Origin of the sequence: Flavobacterium reichenbachii, assembly GCF_002217435.1 — a bacterium.
In the GTDB taxonomy this organism is placed as follows: domain Bacteria; phylum Bacteroidota; class Bacteroidia; order Flavobacteriales; family Flavobacteriaceae; genus Flavobacterium; species Flavobacterium reichenbachii.
Genome location: NZ_MUHF01000005.1, coordinates 79498 through 100072 on the forward strand (window position 1 = coordinate 79498; position 20575 = coordinate 100072).

A 20575-nucleotide genomic window follows, 5' to 3' on the forward strand; every position below is an offset into this window, starting at 1 on the left:
TTTTTTACAGCTCAGATCTGTTCGTCTAGCTTTTTACTGCATTTATTTCCAATAAATTAACGCCAGCCAAGCTCTGGAGCAATATGTTCTAGTATAGCCGAGAGTATATGTACGTTATAGTCAACGCCCAATGTATTGGGTATCGTGAGCAATACTGTATCTGCTTCCTGAATAGCTTCATCCTGAGCTAACTCTGCGATAAGTTTATCCGGTTCGGCTGCATAGCTTTTTCCAAAGATAGCACGTTTATCACTTTCTATATTACCAAAGCTATCGGACCCTTTACCTTGATCTCCAAAGTAGTATCTGTCCTGATCATTAACTAATGCAAAAATCGAACGGCTTACTGAAACTCTTGGCTCGTGCTTATGCCCTGCTTTTTTCCAGGCTTCTTTATACAACCTGATCTGTTCTGCCTGCTGGATGTGAAAAGGTTTACCGTTTTCATCGTATTTCAAAGTAGAACTCTGCAGATGCATCCCGTTTTCGGCTGCCCAGACAGCAGTAGCATTAGATGCTGCTCCCCACCAGATTCGTTCTCTTAATCCTTCAGAATGTGGTTCCAGGCGCAATAAGCCCGGCGGATTAGGAAACATAGGAAACGGATTTGGCTCTGCAAATCCCACACCATTTAGTTTATCCAAAAATTCCAAAGCTTTTTTACGTCCCATATCAGCATCAGTTTCACCGGCTACAGGTTCATAACCAAAAGAGCGCCAGCCTTCAATGACTTGTTCCGGCGATCCTCTGCTGATTCCTAACTGTAAACGTCCACCCGAAATTAAGTCTGCAGCACTGGCATCTTCTACCATATACAGCGGGTTTTCATACCGCATATCGATTACTCCCGTGCCAATCTCAATTTTGCTCGTTTTAGTACCAATAGCCGAAAGTAACGGAAAAGGTGATGCCAGTTGTCGTGCAAAATGATGTACTCGGAAGTAAGCGCCGTCCAGACCAATCTCTTCTGCAGCAACGGCCAAATCAATGGACTGAAGCAGTGTATCGCTGGCTGTACGAGCTTTATAGGAAGGATGATCGGCCCAGTGCCCAAACGATAAAAATCCTATTTTTTTCATTGTTCGCATGATTATTATTTAACAATTCCAAATATACGCAGGATTATCGATTGACCCTATAACCTTTTTATAGATTTTGTCTGAATCTATTTTAAGAGTACACTTTTATATTTAGCTATATTTTTTAAAACTATTCCCGTTCCTCTAACCACTGCTCGTAAAGGATCTTCTGCAATATAGACCGGCAGATCTGTCTTCTGAGAAATTCTTTTATCAAGACCACGAAGCATTGCACCTCCTCCGGCGAGATATAATCCTGTATTATAAATATCTGCAGCCAATTCTGGCGGTGTGAGCGAAAGCGTTACCATAATAGCATCTTCAATTCTTAGTACAGATTTGTCAATAGCCCTTGCAATTTCTCTGGATGTAACTCGTACTTCTTTGGGTTTTCCTGTAAGCAGATCCCTCCCGCGCACCATCATATCCTCCGGAGCATCTTCAAGTACTTCCATTGCAGCGCCTACTTCTATTTTTATCTGCTCGGCGGTAGCCTCTCCAATATACAAGTTATGATGTGTTCTCATGTAATAAAGTATATCTCCAGTAAATACATCTCCTGCAATTTTTATGGATCTATCACAAATGATTCCACCCAATGCAATCACAGCAATTTCTGTCGTACCGCCGCCAATATCAACAACAATGTTTCCTTTGGGCTGCATAACATCTAAGCCCATTCCAATAGCAGCTGCCATTGGTTCATGTATCAGGAAAACTTCTTTTCCGTTTACCCTTTCGCAGGATTCCCTTACGGCTCTCATTTCAACTTCGGTAATACCGCTTGGAATACAAACTACCATTCGCAGTGACGGAGTAAAAAGGTTTTTCTTTATTTCGGGAATATTTTTTATGAACCAGCTGATCATTTTCTCCGAAGCATCAAAATCTGCAATTACTCCATCTTTAAGCGGGCGTATTGTTTTAATATTCTCGTGTGTCTTGCCCTGCATTAAACTCGCTTCTTTACCTACAGCGATAATTTTTCCGTTTCTAATATCTCGTGCTACAATTGAGGGACTGTCTACCACAATCTTCCCATCATAAATAATCAAAGTGTTAGCTGTTCCTAAATCCATAGCGATTTCTACTATCATAAAATCCAATAAACCCATAATATCGTTTTGTTTAAAAAACGGTATTGTTGACGTTTTATTCTCTCTAGGATGCCAAAATCGTTTTAAAAGAGTAAAAAATATTTTAAATGAAGTTAAATCAGAGCAATAATTCTAAAATATTAATATGTCTTAAGTATTAAATCCTCACTCAAACTAAATCAAATAATTTTTCGGTATTCACTATTTGCGCAAATTCATTATTCAAACTTGCTAAAGATATCTGATGAATTAATTCCGAATCAAAGTTTTCTCCGTTTATTCCAATTCTGTCAAACGTAGCGGTAGCATCTGAGATTACCAAATTGTCAAACCCTAAATTTGCCGCCATTCTTGCTGTAGTCGAAACGCAATGATTTGATGTTAATCCCACGAAAACAAGCTTATTGATTTTCTGATTATCAAGTCTTTCTTTTAAATCTGTTCCTATAAAAGCACTGTTTACATTTTTTACAATTACAGTTTCGCCTTCCATTGGTTTTACTTCATCCTTAATTTCAAATCCGGGATTAGATTCGTGCAATTTTGAATTCAGATGTATGGAGCTGTGAACGATATGAAATATGGGAAGTTTAAGAAATCTCCATTTTTCGAGAATCTCGGCTATTTTCAATTCGGCATCTTTGTTGTTTCTATTACCGCCCCAATAATTTTCATCATTAAAACCTTTTTGCATGTCTATAATTATCAAAGCTGCATTTTGTTCTCTAAGTCTCATGTTTCTAGTTATTTGATTAATAGATACAAATGTATCTGCTAATTGAGTACAGAAAAAGGACAAAAAATAGTCGTTTTAAGACAACTTGTTTTTAATTTCGGCAGGCAGTTCATGAGTATATTTTTCAAGAATAATTCTCAATTGCTTCGAAGTTTTATATCCGCATAAATTTGCAATATGTTCTACTTTATAATCAGAATTCAGTAAAAGACTTTTTGCCTTTTCGATCCGCAGTTTTGTTCGGTATTCGGCAATTGTAACTCCGGTTTTTTTCTTAAAAATTCTGGTCAAATTTCTTTCACCCATATGCACTAAATCTGCTAAAAAATCAATAGTAGAAGTTTTCTCTAAATTGTAAATAATCCAATCCTGAATACTATGAATTTTTTCATCGAGATGATTTCTATTTTGCAAATAAACACTTTCCTGTTCATCACTTCCCTGTCTCCTCTTGTATACCACTAATTCTTTTGCAATTGTCACAGCAGTATCTTTACCATGTCGTTCTTCTATGATAAACAAAGCCAGATCGATACCCGTTACAATACCGGCACTTGTATATAAGTTATCGGCTTTTGTAAATAGTGTATTGCTTTGTACTTTTAAGAGCGGAAAATCTTTTTTCAATTTTTCAATAAGTTTCCAATGTGTCGTACATTCCTTGTAATCCAGCATTCCGGATTTGGCAAGAATAAATGCTCCGTTACAAACACTGGCTATTGTTGTTTGATGGGAATCTGCCTTTTTAAGCCATTCGAAAAATAAAATATCTTCTGAAGTTTTATCTATTTGATCTGTACTAAATCCCGATATAAAAATGATATCGTTTTCTTGTGGATTTGTTTTTGAAAAGTGTACAACCGATAAAAGTTCCAATCCAGATGAAGAAGTAATAATCTCAGTATTACTAATGAATTTTAGCTGGTAATCAAACCCTAAAGATTTAGCTTCCTGAAAAACTTCTAAAACACCAGCTAAATCCAGTAATGTAACTTGCTGCGGAATATAAAAATAAATCGTGGATGCTGTCATTTCTTGAAGTGTCTCTTTATAATAATTTGAATACCGTTCAGGTTTTATTCCTTTCAAATTTAGAATAAAATTTAAGTATAAATTCATTTAAACATTGTAGAACTGCCAAAAAAAAATAGTAACAGCATTGCGCTGTTACTATTTTTTATATAAAATTAATAATGTTTAAAGAGATTTACTTTTAAAAACAAAAAGCTTTTCTCTTGTCATATCATTTATAGTATATGAGATTCCTCCCATTCCCAATCCAGAAGCATCTCTGCCTCCAAACGGCATCCAATCTACTCTAAAAGCGGTATTGTCATTAACCATAACGGCAGTTGCGTTTAGTTTTTTTGTCGTGTCTAATGCGATATCTATATTTTTTGTAAAGACAGCAGCCTGAAAATGAACCTCTAGAGCGTTTGCTTTTTTAATAGCTTCCTCTCTATTTGCAAAAGGATATATACAAACCACAGGTCCGAAAATCTCATTGGTTGAAACTTTAGAATCTTCTGACGGATTAAACAAAACTGTGGGCTGAAAGGTGGTATCAGAAATACGTTTTCCTCCTGTAATTAATTTAGCGCCTTCTTCAATAGCTTCGTTAACCCATTCCTCAACGCGATTGACTTCTTTTGGTGTAATAAGCGAACCTACATCGGTCTTTTCATCAAACGGATTTCCGACAATTAATTTATTTACTGCTTCAGAAAACTGCTCAACAAAACGGTCACAAATTTCCTCATTTACATACACTTTCTGAACCGATACACAAACCTGACCTGCGTGATAAAAACCTCCTTTTACCAAATCCGGAATCATCTCGCTAAAATCGGCATCACTTTCTACAATTACAGGTGCTGCGCCTCCATGTTCTAAAGCAGATCGCGTTCCCGGAGCTAATTTACTTTTTAAAGACCAGCCTACTTTTGCCGAACCAATAAAAGAGAAAAAATGAATTCTCGAATCTGTCACTAACAATTCTGCGGTTTCATTATCACACAACACTACTTGCAGCCAGCCTTCTGGTAAACCCGCTTCTTTTAAAATTTCTGCCAATGCAAGACCTGAAAGTGGTGTATTACTTGATGGCTTGAATATAACGGGACAACCTGCGGCAACGGCAGTTGCAATTTGATGCACTGCCAAATTTAACGGATGATTAAACGCGCTCACCGCTGCAACAACTCCAATTGGCTCTTTTGACGTAAAAGCAATCCTGTTTACAGAAGCTTCGGTAAGTCCCATCGGGATTTGCTCGCCTTTTAGCTGCGATATATGTTCGGCTGCTAATTTTACTCCTTTTATGGCTCTCAGTATTTCTGCTTTTGAATCTTTATAAGGTTTTCCGCCTTCGCTGATAGCGATATGTATCAGTTCCTCGCTCCTGTCATTCATTATCGAAGCTGCTTTTTCTAATATTTCAATTCTTTTAAAAGCGGGAATCCAATTAGATTGATCGTTGAATAAGTTCTGAGCAGTAATTAATATGTTTTCAATATCATTTTTATTGATCAACGGTAATTCCTTTACCAGGCTTTGATCGTATGGGAATATTATTTTTGTGGTATTTTCCATAATGTTTTTTTAATATGTAATTCTAAAAAACCATGACATCACTATTTAAGGTCAATTTCTCATGATTTGTTCTTTAAATTTAGTCAAATTATCAATGATGACAATACCTTGATCCACAATATTGAAAATTAATATTCTAAAGGTGTCGCTAAAACAATCTCTCTATTATCCAATAAAGGAACAATTTGACCCAAAACTAAATCTTGAAAATAGGATGCATTTCGATGTGCTGCAACAGCCGTTTCATTAGTATATCCTTCAAATAATAGTATCGTATTTACATCTGAATTACTTTGATGAATTTTATAAAAAAGATTTCCTTCTTCCCTGATACTTTCGTCATGCACGGTTTTTAGCAAATTTAGAACATTTTCAACCTGACCTTCTTTAACTTTCCATGTTGCAAAAACATGAACTGGATTTTGATTTTCCATTTTATTTTTTTTTTAATTAATTAACCACTTAACACAATCTTGTCATTTCGATTTCTATGATAAAACCATTTTTTTTCAGAAGCTAATCCCGCTATCCGTTCCAATCTTTTATGGCGAACCCCGCCACAAAAGGATATCCACTACTATCGGGGCTAGGATAATGATTTTCATAACAATATTTTCGTGTAGTTTGTCATTTCGAGGAACGAGACCCGAGCGATAGCGAACTGACGAAATAAATCACACCAGAAATTCCGTTCAGGATATTGCCAAACTTTGCAGTGTTTCTCACAAAGATCCCTCGTTCCCCAGGATGACAAAAATGCGCAAACGAGATTATGATTACTTTTTAGGAGATTCTAAAATTACAATCATCTTTTCTGCTACGCCTTTTGCAGAAGCCGGATTTTGTCCTGTAACCAGATTCCCATCGGCAATACTATGAGCCGACCATACTGCAGCAGCGTGAAATTTAGCGCCTTGTTTAGTTAGTGCACTTTCTAATAAAAAAGGTACATCTGCAATAGCGTAACCATTTTCTTCTTCGTCTGTAAAAGAGGTAATATTTTTACCATTTACCAGATAAGTTCCGTTGCTTAATTTTACATTTAATAAAGATACCGGACCGTGACAGACAGCTCCAACCACTGCATTTCGTTCGTAAGTTTCTTTTATTACTTTTTTCAGCAATTCATTTTCCGGCATATCCACCATTGATGCTAATCCGCCTGGTACAAAAACGGCATCGTATTTACTAACATCAACAGTGGACAGTTTTACGGCTTTCTGCATCTTTTCCCATCCTTTTCCTGTTAGAAAAGCCAGGTTATCAGGGTCATTTGCCAGATTAAGCGCGTCCAAATAGGGCGTATCTCCTGTTAAACTTGCAAAATCTATTTGGTAATTTGCTTTGTCAAATTCGGCATAAGGATGCGCTACTTCAGGAAGAAAAGTTCCTGTTCTTCTGTTATTTGGTCCAATTGCATTAGCATTCGATACGATAATTAAAATTTTCTTGTTCATTTTTGTTTCGTTTTTAAGAGTTGTTTTTTGTTGTGTTGTTGTGTTTTCTTTTTTGTTTTGTGCATTCGAAGAAAAAAAGGCAAGTGCCAATGTGAGAATCATAAGTCTTTTCATTTCTATAAATTTTTTAGTTGTTAATGAATTATTTATAGGGCAAATTTATGCCGGCTCTACTCCTCAATACGAGGAGTAAAGTCACAAAAAAAGTGTGACGAGAATCACACTTTGAGAATTAATTAGAAGCTTATTTGTTATTAGAGTACAGCCTGCTTAGGGTTTCACGGCTTACACCGAGATATTCTGCAATGTACTTCTTGGGAATTTTTTGCATTAGATTTGGATAAAGAGCTGCAAATTCTTTATAACGCTGCTGCGGATTATTAGAAAGCAGCGAAATTACCCTTTGCTGCAAAGCGATATAACCTTTGGTGAGTTTTACTCTAAAAAAATGTTCCATTTTATGAAGCGTAACAGAGAGCTGTTCTCTGCCTTCAAGCGTCAGGCATAAAACTTCTCCAGGCTCCATACAAACCACATACATGTTTGCAGGCTTCTGGTTAAAGTATGAAATGTAATCAGACATCCACCAGTTTTCTGTAGCAAACTGCACGATGTGTTCCTTTCCTTCTTCATTAAGATAAAAAACTCTAAAAATACCGCTCATAATGATGTATTCATATTTTGCATCATCTCCTTGCTGAATAAGATATTGATTTTTTAATACCCTTCTTATCGTAAAGAAGGGTTTGATCGATTCAAACTCTTCATCGGTTATCGGAATAATTTCTTCAATATGTTTTCGCAGTTTTTCCATAGGTTATTTTTACCTTTTCAAAGGTATAAGATTACTTCCTGATTTTAAATTTCTAATTTAAAATCACCAGTATTTACGATCAGATTTAGTACTTGAAATAGGTTTAATAAATCAAAAATTATTCTTCAATAATTTTTTTTCGGTGTTCTATTCCCCAATCTGTGAGATTATTAATAATAGTCTGAAGTGTTTTTCCGTGGTCCGTAAGCGTGTATTTAACCGTTACAGGCTGGGTGTCCAGAACAGATCTTTTTATGAGTTTGTTTATCTCCAGTTCCTTCAATTCCTTGCTTAGCATTTTGTTTGAAATGCCTGTCACATCATTCAAAATATCAGAAAATCTTCTTTTGTTGTAATAACAGATCGAAGAAATAATTGCAATTTTCCACTTTCCGCTCAGCACGTCCATTGAGTCCTGGACCGCCATCATCTCCTTTTTATGCTGTTCTTTTTCAGGTTCTTTACATTCCATAAGGTTACTTTGTTACTTCAAGGTTACTGTTACTTTTAGTTACAAAGTTACTAAAATAAATTAATCCGTTCTAAATTTGCATCTTCAAAATATTTAAAAAAATATAAAAATGAGCAAATTAAAAAATAAAGTGGCAATAGTTACAGGAGCTTCAAAAGGAATCGGTGCTTCTATTGCTAAATATTTTGCAGCAGAAGGTGCAAAAGTTGTAGTCAATTATGCATCAAGCAAAGAAGGTGCAGACAGCGTTGTAAAAGCAATAACCGATAATGGTGGCACTGCAATCGCAGTACAAGGCGATGTTTCTAAACAATCAGATGTTACAAGACTTTTTCAGGAAACAAAAAATGCCTTCGGAACATTAGATATTTTGGTAAACAATGCAGGAATTTATCAATACGCACCCATTGAAGAATTTTCAGAAGAATTCTTTCATTCACAGTTTAATATCAATGTTTTGGGATCACTGTTTTCTATTCAGGAGGCTTTGAAATCATTTGGCGAAAAAGGCGGTAATATTATCAACATCAGTTCGGGAGCAAGTAACACACCTTTGCCTACAGGATCTGTATATTCTGCAACAAAAGCAGCTTTGGATGCCATTACGATTTCTCTATCAAAAGAATTCAGCGGGAGAAATATCCGAATCAATTCTATTTTACCAGGTGTTGTAGAAACAGAAGGTTCACGCAGTGGAGGCTTTATTGGCAGTGATTTCGAAACCAAATTAGTTGCCACTACGCCTCTTGGCCGTACCGGACAGCCAGAAGATATTGCCAAAGCGGCTGTATTTCTTGCTTCTGATGATGCTGCATGGATAACGGGAGAGAAAATTTCTGTGTCAGGCGGTATTTACGGTATATAATTTTTTTATACAATAACATAAGATCAAAAAAATGAGCAAATTAAAAAACAAAATAGCAGTAATTACGGGCGGTAACAGCGGTATCGGTTTTGGTATCGCGGCCGCATTCAAAAATGAAGGCGCTTCTGGAACTATTACCGGAAGAAATGAAGCAACACTAAATACTGCTGTAACAGCTTTAGGGGCTCATTTTATAGCCGTTGCAGGCGATGTAACCAAGAGCAGTGATTTAGAAAATATATTCAAAAAAACGGCTGATAAATTTGGTAATATTGATGTACTGGTTGTAAATGCTGGTGGTGTTGTCGATGGAGTTCCCTTAGGAGATATCACCAATGTAACTGAAGAAGGTTATGATAGATATATGGATTTGAATTTAAAAAGTGCCTATTTTACTGTAAAGAAAGCACTTCCTTACTTAAATGACGGAGCTTCTATCATTCTGATCGGATCGAGTGCCGCACATCGCGCTGCACCTGGAATGGCTATTTATGCTGCGGCTAAAGCGGCTATTATATCATTGGCCAAAGGGTTATCGTTAGATTTACTTTCGAGAAAAATACGGGTCAATGCACTTTCTCCCGGTTCTATTGATACACCTGTTTTTGGAAAACTAGTGCCAGAGGAACATGTGGAGCAAGTAAAACAAAGCTGGATCGATATTACACCTGTGGGCAGACAAGGACTTCCTTCTGATATTGGAAATGCTGCTGTATTTTTAGCATCAGACGATTCGACTTTTATAGTTGGAACCGAAATCTTATCGGATGGCGGTCTTACCAATATCAGCTTGATGAACTAATCTGTATTAAAAAATCAATACTTTTAGTAAGAACTTCCAAAGTCATTTTTTTGATTTTGGAAGTTTTTTTATTAGCTTTTAATTGTCTTTCAATACAGAAAAGTTTATTTTTGTAGTGATTTATACAAAATTAAAACTAATGCGCGGAAGACCAACAATCTTTAATGAAGAGCAGCTGATAGAAAAAGCACAAAAGGTCTTTTGGGAAAAAGGTTTTAATGCCACTTCCCTAGAAGATCTGCTTCAGGCGATGCAGATTGGGAGCGGCAGTTTCTACAATACTTTTAAGGGAGGAAAAAAAGAGGTTTTTTCTAAAGCTGTTCAGCTTCGAAGAAGAGGGCTGAGTGATTTTAAAAAAGAACTTATGCAAAGCGAATCTCCTATCGATTTAATCAAGGATTTTTTTCGTTCTCTAGCACAAACAGATCGCTATACGCATTTGTTAGGGTGCCTTATTGTAAATACTATTATTGAAATGACCTTTGTAGACGATACTTTTGAGGATGAAGCCGTATCGGTATTAAAAGAAATGGAACAACTCTATATCTGGGCAATTGCTAAAGCACAGCAAGAAGGAAAGATGAAAAACCAGACAAGTCCTGAAATTTTGGGGCGCTATCTTGTTACATTCTGGAGCGGCTTTAATGTAATCAGACGTATGTATCCGGATAATGAAGTATTGAAAACACAAATAGAAATGCAACTCAGTATTCTCAACTAGCTTTTTTTTAATCAATTTTGTAGTATTCAATACAAAATAAAAAAACAGATTTGAAATTATTAAATATCAATTATAAAAACCTATTAATCTTAATTTTTGTAGTGATCAATACAATAAAAAAATAATACTTAAACTATAGCAATGAAACGAAGAGGTAAAAAACTCAAGAATCCCGCCAGAGGAGATATTTACATTATAATAGATAATTATGCTATTTCTGCAGGATCATATATTTGGCCTGAAGCATAAAATATAATCCAAAGCCCTTGATGCCCCAACATCAAATCGTGCGTATATTAAAAACAAAACTAATGGCATTATTCAATGCGATATAAGAATTAATACTATAAACACTATTATGATTACTTACAAAAAAATATTTTTACTGTCTTTTACAGTTCTTTCCTTTATGTCTTGTAATAAAGAAAATCATTCGGAAAAACAAAATACAGATACTGCAGCCTATTTAAAAGACACCAGTCCAGGCATAAAAACAGGTGGTGTAAAGATGATTGAAATCACTACTCCAAAAGGCAAATTTAAGGTATGGACGAAACGTATCGGAAATAATCCAAAAATCAAACTGCTCCTGCTCAATGGAGGTCCGGGTGCAACACATGAATATTTTGAATGCATGGAAAGTTTTTTACCGGCAGAAGGTATCGAATTCATTTATTACGATCAGCTTGGAACTGGCAATTCAGATAATCCTAATGATCCTGCATTTTGGGATCTGCCACGATTTGTAGACGAAGTTGAACAGGTACGCAAGGCTTTAGACCTTAATAAAGATAATTTTTATGTGCTGGGCCATTCCTGGGGCGGAATTTTAGCGGCAGAATATGCCCTTAAATATCAGCAGAATTTAAAAGGTTTGATTATTTCAAACATGATGATGAGCGCTGTCGATTACAGCACATATTCTAAAGAGGTGCTTGCAAAGCAAATGGATCCGAAGGTGTTAGCGCGAATAAGAGAAATTGAAAAAAACAAAGATTTTGAAAATCCGGAATATATGCAGTTATTGGTTCCTAATTTCTATTCTAAGCACATTTTGCGTATGGATGCAAACTTATGGCCCGAACCACTTAACCGTGCGCTGGGAAAAATTAACCAATCACTTTATGTGACCATGCAGGGACCAAGTGAATTTGGACTTTCTGGAAAACTGGAAAACTGGGATATTAAAAAGCAGCTTTCAAAAATTACCGTGCCGACCTTATCTATAGGAGCAAAATATGATACTATGGATCCAAAACATATGGAGTGGATTTCTACTCAGGTTAAAAATGGAACTTACCTGTATTGTGAAAAAGGAAGTCATATGAGTATGTACGACGATCAGCAGACTTATATGAAAGGTTTAATTAAATTCTTGAAAGATACTGACAGCAAAGCTGATAAAGATTTGTAAAAGCTTATCTAAATTACTCCGTTTCTAATAGCATCAAATTAAGTAAGAGCTGTCGCAGGACAGCTCTTTTTATTTAAAGATAGTGACGGTATGAATTAATTCTGCTTTACTTATAAACGCTTTTATAAAATTTTGAACTTCACTTCTGTTTCCGTTTGTTACTTCAAAAGAATTTATATGAAACTCCTGATCCTGATCATCAATATGTATAATTTCTGTGTATCCTCTGGAGATCAAACTTCCTTTTAATTTTATTATATCGATTTGCTGCTGACTGCTTAACTCTTTGCGCACCCGAATTCTGATCGCTTTTTCCATCATAAATATTTTGTATTAAACCTGTTGGATGAAATTAAAAAAATAGATTTTAATACCGATAAACTATGAGTATTTAGATTAATGAAACGCCTTTTTTTAATCTTCAAAGCACTATGTTTCTGCGTTTAAAATAATTGAACTTAATCGATAACCTTAACTATACTAAATCAAAAAAATTAAGGGGCTGGTTATGAAATTTTCATAATATCCAAGCCCCTTAATCAGTTTCCAAAATCAATTCTAATTATCACCTTTTATTTAACACCTGCTTTTCAGTTAAGCAGGATTCGAAGCCAGAATAATTACATCAGCCACAGCTTCGGGCTGTGATACATAAACAACATGACTTCCTCTAACCTCTGTAACTACCGTATTAGAGCGTTTATACATTTTTTGCTGTATTTCAGGCACGATACTTTTATCTTCTGTTGCTATCACACCGTAGGACTGTTTTACTTTCCAGGCAGCATTTGTAATTGGTGTTACAAAACCTTTAGCATAAAAAGCACCTTGCGAAGCGTACATAAATGCAGCATCTTCTTTGCTTAAGTCTGCACATAAACCTGCATGAAATTTATCTTTGTCATAGTATACAATTCCTTTGTCATCTGGAGCCAGTACGCCGCTCTCTGGTGCAGGAGGTGCTGTTTGAGCCCAATCCAGCGCAGATTCACCATTGTCCGGCTGAAAAGCTGCCACATAAACCAGAGCCTCAACGTTAGAATGATTACCAGCCTCTGTTATTAACACTCCACCATACGAATGTCCTACGAGAACTGTTGGACCATCCTGCTTGTCCAATGCAGCTTTAACGGCTTCTACTCCATCTTCAAGAGAAGTAAGCGGATTATGTACAATGGTTACATCATACCCTTTTTTATTTAATATTTCATAAACGCCTCTCCAGCCAGAACCATCTGCAAATGCACCATGCACCAGCACAATATTTTTAAATTTTTTCATTTTTAAATCTTTAAGTTGTTAATAATTTAATGTGCGGCTACGACATCATAAAAAAATAAACTGCCATAAGCCCTCCAATCACTATAATTGCCTTTCTGACAATTTCCTGATTGATTTTTCTAGAATACACTGCCCCGTAATACCCGCCAAGTACCGCCCCAAAAATTAATATAAGGCTCAATTTCCAATCAATAAGGCCGGAAAAGACAAAACATATAGCCGCTATTCCGTTGTTTACCGAAACCATTAGAACTTTTAGACCGTTCATTTCATTTAGGTTTTTCATTCCGTATAAAGTGAAAAGCGTCAGAATCATAATTCCTATTCCGGCATTAAAATAACCTCCATAAACATTCAGAAGAAACAATGGGAGGAATTTTCTATGCGAATACTCGAAATGCTGCTCTGCCTGAAAATTCTTTTGAAAATAATTCAATATTGATTTACTAAAAGTAAACGTACCCCAAGCCACCAAATGAAAATAAGGAACAAGCGCCTTAAAAACTTCCTGATTGGTCATGATCATTAAAACTGCCCCGCATAAGCCTCCGGCACTACTTATAACCAATAAGAAAATCAGATCCTTACGTTTGATTCGAATATCATTTTGGAATGCCTTTGCGCTCACTACATTTCCAGGCCAGAGTGAAACGCAGGTCATAGCATTAGATTTTAAGCTCGATACTCCGTTGAGAACCAGACTGGGAAATACGATGAAACCGCCTCCGCCAGCAAAGGCATTTAACGCCCCGCCTACAATGGCAGACGCAAACAACAGAAAATATTGGTAGTTTTCCATTTACTTTTTAAAAATTGATTGATAAAAACAGACTATCTCTTCTGCGATTTCTGTCCCAAATTCTTCCAGAACAAAATGACCGCTGGGATAAAAAATCAGTTTTGAATTTTTAATGTCGTCATGTAGAGCCAATGCTCCTTGCTTAGTAAATACCTCATCATGCTCTCCCCATACAATCAAGGCAGGCGGCTGCAATTGCATAAGAACTTCCTGCCATTTCTCGTACAGTAAAAAATTAGCGGCGTAATTTTCTTTTATTTCCAGATGAATTTCCTTTAACTCTTTTCGATCCATAAGCAGCTGATCGATTGTATACGATTCGGGAGCTATTCTAGACAAATCTCTAACTCCATTTAGATATTCCCATTGTATATACTCAGGCTCTACCAGTTTTGCCAGCTTTTCTAAATTTTCAGTGGTTTTATTCTTAAATAGTGCTGCTGCATTTTTCAACCCGATGCCAAGTCCTTCAAAATGAATGGTTCCGTTCTGAAAAATAAGCATATCAACGCAAGAAGGATTAGCAGTAATCAAGCGCATAAGGATTGGCACTCCATAATCAAAAAGATAAAAACTCATTTTATCAATATTCAATTCTGAAAGAAAACCTGCTATAATTCTGGAGAAATTTTCAAAAGTATATTCAAAATTATCTCTCGAAGGAACATCGCTAAATCCGAAGCCCGGTAAATCTGGAGCTATAACATGAAACTGTTCCGACAGTCTCGGGATTACATTTCTAAACATGTGTGAAGATGCCGGATAACCATGAAGCAGCAGCAGTTTTGGTTTGCTGCTGTCCCCTGCTTCTCGGTAAAAAATTTTTGTTCCAATTACCTTTATACTTTTGTACTTTATGGAAAAACCTTCTTCTTCCTGTTTTCGAATTTTCATGAGCTGCTCGTTTTAAAAATCATAATCGCATCTGTATATCAATAGATTAAATAAGAATCAGAGTATTTAATTATTTGCCTGTTTTTCTCAAAAGAAAATCTTTTATCAGTGCGATAATTTCATCACCAAAGCTTTCAAGAGCAAAATGTCCTGTGTTAAACAAATGATATTCAAGATTTTTTAAGTCTTTTTTGAAAGCTTCTGCGCCTGAACCCGGAAAAATATAATCGTCTTTACCGTACACAATAATGGTTTCCGGCTGATACTTTCTGAAGTATTCCTGCCACTCCGGATATAGTACCAAATTGGTTTGATAATCATAAAATAAAGACAGTTGGATGTCGCCGTTTTCAGGTCTCTCAAGGTGTCTCAAATCAAGTTCCCAATTGTCTGGCGAAATCACACTTGGATCTGGTACAGCGTGCGTATACTGCCATTTTAATCCATTAGGATCATGAAATCCACGGATGGTATTTTCTGCCGCTTTGTTATTTCTGTCTTTCCAGTATTCCTTAATTGGATCCCAGAAAGTCTCAAGCCCTTCATCGTAAGCACAGCCATTTTGTATAATCAGCGTCTCGATTTGATCCGGATTTCTGCTTGCAATTCTAAATCCAATAGGCGCTCCGTAATCCATTAGGTAAATGCTGAACTTTGCAATTCCTAATTCGTCCAATAACTTTTTTACGATGTTTGAATAATTTTCAAAACTGTATTCAAAGGAAGCAATTGGAGGCTGTTCACTTCTTCCGAAACCAGGATAATCCGGTGCAATAAGATGAAAATCATCTGCCAGTTCGTTTATTAAATTTCTAAACATATGAGAAGATGTAGGATAGCCGTGAAGCAGTAAAACCGTCGGCTTGTTTTTATAGCCGCCTTCTCTGTAGAAAATTTCAACTCCATTGATTTTTCTTGAATGATAACTTGTTTTCATAATAGTAACTTTTAAATTAATTCTTGATTATTGATTAAACACTTTTTTGGAGGTATTTTTAAAAACTTAAATAAATTTTCTTTCGTTTTCTTTAATTGGCAGATCGTTAATACAGGCATATCTTCTCTGCATTAATCCATCCTCATCAAATTCCCAATTTTCGTTTCCATAGGCTCTAAACCATTCTCCCTGTACATTTTGATATTCATATTCAAATCGCACTGCTATTCGATTATCTATATGAGCCCAATATTCTTTTTTGAGTTTGTAATGAAGCTCAGATTCCCATTTTGCAGTAAGGAATTCTATAATTTCTTCTGTACCGTTTATAAAGAGATGGCGATTTCTCCATTCACTGTCAGCAGTATACGCCTGTGCCACACGATAAGGGTCTTGGCTGTTCCAGCCGTCTTCGGCCAGCTGTATTTTTTCTTTTGCTGATTCAATTGTAAAAGGCGGGACAGGATATCTCTTTGACATAACTTTTATTTAATTAATGATTTCTACATCACAAACTTAGAGATAGACCGGCTCCCCATTTCTGCTATATTCTCACCAATAATTATAAAAAACAAAGATTTTGTAAGCATTTATCACTATACAAAACAAGAATACCAGATAAAATTGATTTTAAGCACACAATAACCAATAGTAGATAAAGCCTTAAAATACAGTATATACGACGTTATTTAACACTCCGTACAGCAAGGAATAAGGGTCTTTTTTGAAAAAAAAGGTCAAAATGGCGGTAGATACGTCGGATTTTGTTTCTAAAATATATTCTTAATTTTAGATGCATTTTCAACTTAGATTTTCCCAAAACTTATAATGAAGTAACATGAAAAAAAATTTCATCATTGCTGTGCTATTGCTTTTTACGATAAATGCTTTTACGCAAAAATTGACTATAAAAGAATTTGAGCAGGCAAAAAAAACCCTTTCGTTTGAAAAGGATGAGGCAAAAAAAGCCAGGCTTCTAAATCGTTTAGCGGTGTATTATATTATGAGATTTGACTCGCCAGAGGATATTGACAGTTGTGCAGTACTGAACCAACAGTCATTAAATTTAGGATTAAAACTAAAATCAAAAAAAATAATCGCGGCAAGTATGCTGGTTGACGGCCAGATTGCCAACAGAAGAAAAGATAAAGTCCTGGCGGCTAAACTAAAAAATAAGGCATTAGATTATGCGCATAAAAATGGACTCAAAAATCAGGAAGCAGAGGCTTATCTTGACATGTCCTGCGATTTTGATAATTACACAGATGCACTGCCGTATGTTCAAAAAGCAAGTCAATTATTTAAAGCATCGCACGACCCTTACGGTGAGGCAGAGACTTATTATAATATTGCCTTCATTTATGAGGAGAAGCAGAATGCCGACAGCTCTTTTAAATATTTACAGAAATCTGTTAAAATCAAGAAAACAATCCATAATTATGAGCTTTATAAGGATTACAGCAATCTTACTCGATTTTACTGGAAGCGGGGAAATATTAAAGAAGCATTGGATCATGGCCTCCAAGCTGACCTTCTTGCCGAAAATGCAGATGCCGGTCCGAAATGGCGAACGCTTATATACAATCTTTTAGCCATAATAAATAATGCCCTCAATCATCAGGAAAAATCATTAGAGTTTTATAAAAAGTCTATTGAAATGGCCAGAAAAACCAAAAGTGCTGTTTATCTGGAGACAATCCAGGTGAATACTGCAAAAAGTCTATACGATAACGGAAGATTTAAAGAGGCACTTGAGATATTAAAAACTGTTAAAGGTGACCCGACAGCAGACTGCAAAGTGCGCAACCTTTCTATGTACATGGTACTCTATTCCTCAATAAAACAATATGAAAACGCCAGAAGCTATTATGAAAAAGTTCTGAAATGTGAGATGAATGAAAAGGAGAAACAATATGTATATCCGATCATGATAAAATATCTAATTCAGACAGGGCAAGCTTCTAAAGCATACTTCTATATCAATGCACTGAAGAAAGTAGAAGGCAGTAATTTGAAAACTCTTTCAATCATCGAAAAAACCTTCTCTGCTATAGATTCTGCTACTGGTAATTATCATGGTGCATTTGAACATTTTAAAAATTACAAATCTCTAAACGATTCTATTTTTAATACAAAAAGTTCACAGCAGTACAATGACTTACAACTTAAATATGATACTGAGAAAAAAGATAAAAGTATAATCCTGCTTACACAGCATGGAAAACTTCAAGAAGAAATAATACGCAATGCTTCTATCTTGAGATATGTCTTTATTGGCAGTATTTGTACTCTGCTCCTATTTGTTTTATTGTTATACAACCGTTCAAGATTAAAACAGCGCGCACATAAAAACTTAGAGTATAAGCAGCAGCAGATTAACGAGCAAAACGAAGCGCTAAAAAAATTGCTTTCGGAAAAAGAATGGCTGTTGAAAGAAATTCACCACAGGGTAAAAAACAATCTACAAATCGTAATCAGTCTGCTGGGTACACAATCGATGTATCTTGATAATGAAGACGCATTAACAGCCATACAAAACAGTCAGCATCGTATGTATGCTATGTCTCTGATTCATCAAAAATTATATCAGTCAGATGCGATAGCTTATATTGATATGTCATGGTATATTCAGGAATTGGTACGTTATCTTAAAGAATCTTTTGCCGTAGATCAAAATATTGATTTTAAACTTGATATGGAATGTGTAGAACTTGATGTGGTACAGGCTGTACCTTTAGGCCTCATACTCAATGAAGCGATAAGCAATTCAATAAAATATGCCTTTGCGGGTAAAGAAAAAGGACTGATCACGATCAAGTTAAAAAATATTGAATCTAATATCTATCAGCTTCTGATAGCCGATGATGGTGTCGGTCTTCCTGAAGGGTTTGAATCGCAGGAAAGAGAATCGCTGGGCATGAATCTTATGATAGGACTTACAGATCAGTTAAATGGAAGCCTTGAGTTTAAAAGTAATAATGGCCTCGCTATTGTAATAACATTTACAAAAAAAGGGGATTTATTAAATGTAAATGAAAACGATGTAAATGCTGCGGATTTAAAAAATGGAGTACTTATGGAATCATAGCACTAAAAACCCAAATAATGATATTTACAAATTACGAAATAACGTAAAAAAAGACCTTTATAAAAAGTAAAATATACTGATTTTCAGATATTTAAAAATATGGATTTTAATTTGAAATACTGTTTATAATTTTTAATCATTAAAATTTATGAACACTTTTCAAAACTTACATTTTCCATGTATTATTTATTCGGAAAATAATCTGGAAAATTACGGCAAGTCAAAAGCAATTTATAATAAGGAGATCCTTCCTTTTAAAAATTCTTTATTATGAAGCCGCAATTGACCACTGTCAGAAAATTTACTGATAGTCTTGCATTTATGAATCTTCCGGTTTTTGATTACATCGAACGGGATGATTTTGCGATCGTACGCATGGAAGAATTGGGAATGAAACTGCCTTATCAGACTGCTGTTTTCAGACCCGATTATTTCAGCTTAATTGTAGTTCTGGAGGGAACTGCAACCTATCTGGTAGGTGATAAAACTTTTGAACTTGGCAAAAACCATGTCCTTTTTACCCAGCCGCATACTTTTTTTTCCAGCAAATGGAAAACTTTAGGCACGGCTTACAACATTAGTTTTAGCAAACAATTTTTAATGCAGTTCTGGCCAGACGGAATTGATGAGATTCAGAAGTTTGATCATGAGAAAGGCTACGTGGTTAATCTTGCAGATGATATTATGAAATACTTTGAATCTATTTGTCTGGATATTTACAACGAAGCCGTTTCATGTGCGCCTTACAAGTATGAAATTATAACAAATCTTGTCTATAATCTCCTGCTGTTAATCCGTCAAGAGCAGTATGTATGTCATACAGAAAATCCTAACCAAAGATATAATCCGTACGTAACTGCCTTTATGCGTGATTTGGAGGATAATTTTACAAGTATTGCGTCTGGCGAAACCGATACGCTTCTGAACATAAGTGATTATGCAAGCAGGCAGAATTTAAACGAAAGTTATTTGTCTAAAACGGTAAGTACTACTACAGGCAAATCTGTGAATCAGTGGATTGATGAGAATCGTATTATTGAGATTAAATACCAGCTGAAATATACCGATAAACCTATGAGAGATATTGCCACATTGTATGGTTTTGATGATGTGAATTACTTTTACAATTATTTTAAAAGACACACACAAAATGCTCCCGGCGCTTTTAGGAAGGATTTTAATGCTTCGAGAATTCTGGCAGCATCGCCGTTTCATGCCAAAACAAGCAACAGCTAATAAAGTTGTATATCTTGAAAGTGAATGTTGATGGTTTTAGCCTTTTCAAATTTAATGCATAATGAAAAGTTTAAATTTAACTGCTAATATTTGATTTTTATAATTTAAAGCTGGTTTTGTCTATATTTTGGATTCTTTGAAGTTATTATCTTCGCTTTTCCTATAGAGCTTATAGAAATATAATTTGTATTTTTATCAGAGAATCTATAATCTATAGCCCTGCAGCGATTGTCTTTTACTAATTCTATCTGTATACATCGAAAGTAAAACACCGCAATATGACTTGTAAAT

The 20575-nt window shown here is 35.5% G+C and carries 21 protein-coding genes; 6 read left to right on the forward strand and 15 right to left on the reverse strand.

Annotated elements, in window-relative coordinates:
* Nucleotides 1-56: 56 nt before the first annotated feature.
* The 9 genes from B0A68_RS05645 to B0A68_RS05685 all read right to left on the reverse strand — a co-directional run bounded on the left by B0A68_RS05645 (nt 57) and on the right by B0A68_RS05685 (nt 8247).
* Nucleotides 57-1088: an LLM class flavin-dependent oxidoreductase gene (locus tag B0A68_RS05645; protein ID WP_316931015.1), complete on the reverse strand. Its 1032-nt coding sequence runs from the start codon at nt 1086-1088 to the stop codon at nt 57-59.
* A gap of 77 nt (nt 1089-1165) precedes the next feature.
* The gene (locus B0A68_RS05650) at nt 1166-2194 is read right to left on the reverse strand and encodes a rod shape-determining protein (protein ID WP_035689623.1); all 1029 of its coding nucleotides are present in this window, start codon (nt 2192-2194) and stop codon (nt 1166-1168) included.
* Nucleotides 2195-2345: 151 nt separating this feature from the next.
* Nucleotides 2346-2912, reverse strand: a complete 567-nt coding sequence (locus tag B0A68_RS05655; protein WP_035689625.1) for a cysteine hydrolase family protein — start codon at nt 2910-2912, stop codon at nt 2346-2348.
* A 75-nt stretch (nt 2913-2987) separates the two neighbouring features.
* Nucleotides 2988-4031 (reverse strand): GlxA family transcriptional regulator, encoded by a 1044-nt coding sequence (locus tag B0A68_RS05660; protein WP_051892914.1) that lies wholly within the window; start codon nt 4029-4031, stop codon nt 2988-2990.
* 78 nt (nt 4032-4109) lie between these two features.
* Entirely contained in the window at nt 4110-5504 is a 1395-nt protein-coding gene (locus B0A68_RS05665) for an aldehyde dehydrogenase family protein (RefSeq protein WP_035689626.1), read from the reverse strand.
* Nucleotides 5505-5632: 128 nt separating this feature from the next.
* Nucleotides 5633-5938, reverse strand: a complete 306-nt coding sequence (locus B0A68_RS05670) for a putative quinol monooxygenase (RefSeq protein WP_035689628.1) — start codon at nt 5936-5938, stop codon at nt 5633-5635.
* Between the two features lie 342 nt (nt 5939-6280).
* A complete protein-coding gene (locus tag B0A68_RS05675; RefSeq protein WP_205623801.1) occupies nt 6281-7075 on the reverse strand; it encodes a type 1 glutamine amidotransferase domain-containing protein in 795 nt (264 codons plus the stop codon).
* 130 nt (nt 7076-7205) lie between these two features.
* Nucleotides 7206-7775: a Crp/Fnr family transcriptional regulator gene (locus tag B0A68_RS05680; RefSeq protein ID WP_035689630.1), complete on the reverse strand. Its 570-nt coding sequence runs from the start codon at nt 7773-7775 to the stop codon at nt 7206-7208.
* 118 nt (nt 7776-7893) lie between these two features.
* Nucleotides 7894-8247, reverse strand: coding sequence for a winged helix-turn-helix transcriptional regulator (locus tag B0A68_RS05685; protein WP_035689631.1), 354 nt, complete (start codon nt 8245-8247; stop codon nt 7894-7896).
* 109 nt (nt 8248-8356) lie between these two features.
* Between B0A68_RS05685 and B0A68_RS05690 the strand changes: the two genes are divergently transcribed.
* The 4 genes from B0A68_RS05690 (at nt 8357) to B0A68_RS05705 (ending at nt 12049) form a co-directional block, all read left to right on the forward strand.
* The gene (locus B0A68_RS05690; protein WP_035689634.1) at nt 8357-9112 is read left to right on the forward strand and encodes an SDR family NAD(P)-dependent oxidoreductase; all 756 of its coding nucleotides are present in this window, start codon (nt 8357-8359) and stop codon (nt 9110-9112) included.
* A 31-nt stretch (nt 9113-9143) separates the two neighbouring features.
* Nucleotides 9144-9914, forward strand: a complete 771-nt coding sequence (locus B0A68_RS05695; protein WP_035689635.1) for an SDR family oxidoreductase — start codon at nt 9144-9146, stop codon at nt 9912-9914.
* Between the two features lie 139 nt (nt 9915-10053).
* Nucleotides 10054-10635: a TetR/AcrR family transcriptional regulator gene (locus B0A68_RS05700; protein WP_035689841.1), complete on the forward strand. Its 582-nt coding sequence runs from the start codon at nt 10054-10056 to the stop codon at nt 10633-10635.
* A 358-nt stretch (nt 10636-10993) separates the two neighbouring features.
* On the forward strand, nt 10994-12049 hold the full coding sequence (locus tag B0A68_RS05705) for a proline iminopeptidase-family hydrolase (protein ID WP_035689637.1): 1056 nt from the start codon (nt 10994-10996) through the stop codon (nt 12047-12049).
* A gap of 69 nt (nt 12050-12118) precedes the next feature.
* On the opposite strand, the gene B0A68_RS05710 is transcribed toward B0A68_RS05705, so the two are convergent.
* From B0A68_RS05710 to B0A68_RS05735, 6 genes are all read right to left on the reverse strand, one after another.
* The gene (locus B0A68_RS05710) at nt 12119-12370 is read right to left on the reverse strand and encodes a hypothetical protein (protein WP_316931016.1); all 252 of its coding nucleotides are present in this window, start codon (nt 12368-12370) and stop codon (nt 12119-12121) included.
* A gap of 273 nt (nt 12371-12643) precedes the next feature.
* Entirely contained in the window at nt 12644-13330 is a 687-nt protein-coding gene (locus tag B0A68_RS05715; RefSeq protein WP_051892917.1) for an alpha/beta hydrolase, read from the reverse strand.
* Between the two features lie 37 nt (nt 13331-13367).
* Complete coding sequence (locus tag B0A68_RS05720; RefSeq protein WP_035689638.1) at nt 13368-14129, reverse strand: sulfite exporter TauE/SafE family protein; 762 nt, start codon at nt 14127-14129, stop codon at nt 13368-13370.
* Nucleotides 14130-15023 carry an alpha/beta fold hydrolase gene (locus tag B0A68_RS05725; protein ID WP_051892920.1) on the reverse strand — a complete coding sequence of 298 codons (894 nt, stop codon included), beginning with the start codon at nt 15021-15023 and terminating at the stop codon, nt 14130-14132.
* Nucleotides 15024-15093: 70 nt separating this feature from the next.
* On the reverse strand, nt 15094-15960 hold the full coding sequence (locus B0A68_RS05730) for an alpha/beta fold hydrolase (RefSeq protein ID WP_035689640.1): 867 nt from the start codon (nt 15958-15960) through the stop codon (nt 15094-15096).
* 66 nt (nt 15961-16026) lie between these two features.
* Nucleotides 16027-16440 carry a nuclear transport factor 2 family protein gene (locus B0A68_RS05735; RefSeq protein WP_035689641.1) on the reverse strand — a complete coding sequence of 138 codons (414 nt, stop codon included), beginning with the start codon at nt 16438-16440 and terminating at the stop codon, nt 16027-16029.
* A gap of 358 nt (nt 16441-16798) precedes the next feature.
* Between B0A68_RS05735 and B0A68_RS05740 the strand changes: the two genes are divergently transcribed.
* Nucleotides 16799-19048 (forward strand): histidine kinase dimerization/phosphoacceptor domain -containing protein, encoded by a 2250-nt coding sequence (locus B0A68_RS05740; protein WP_051892922.1) that lies wholly within the window; start codon nt 16799-16801, stop codon nt 19046-19048.
* Between the two features lie 270 nt (nt 19049-19318).
* Entirely contained in the window at nt 19319-20284 is a 966-nt protein-coding gene (locus B0A68_RS05745; RefSeq protein ID WP_035689643.1) for an AraC family transcriptional regulator, read from the forward strand.
* Nucleotides 20285-20575 lie beyond the last annotated feature (291 nt).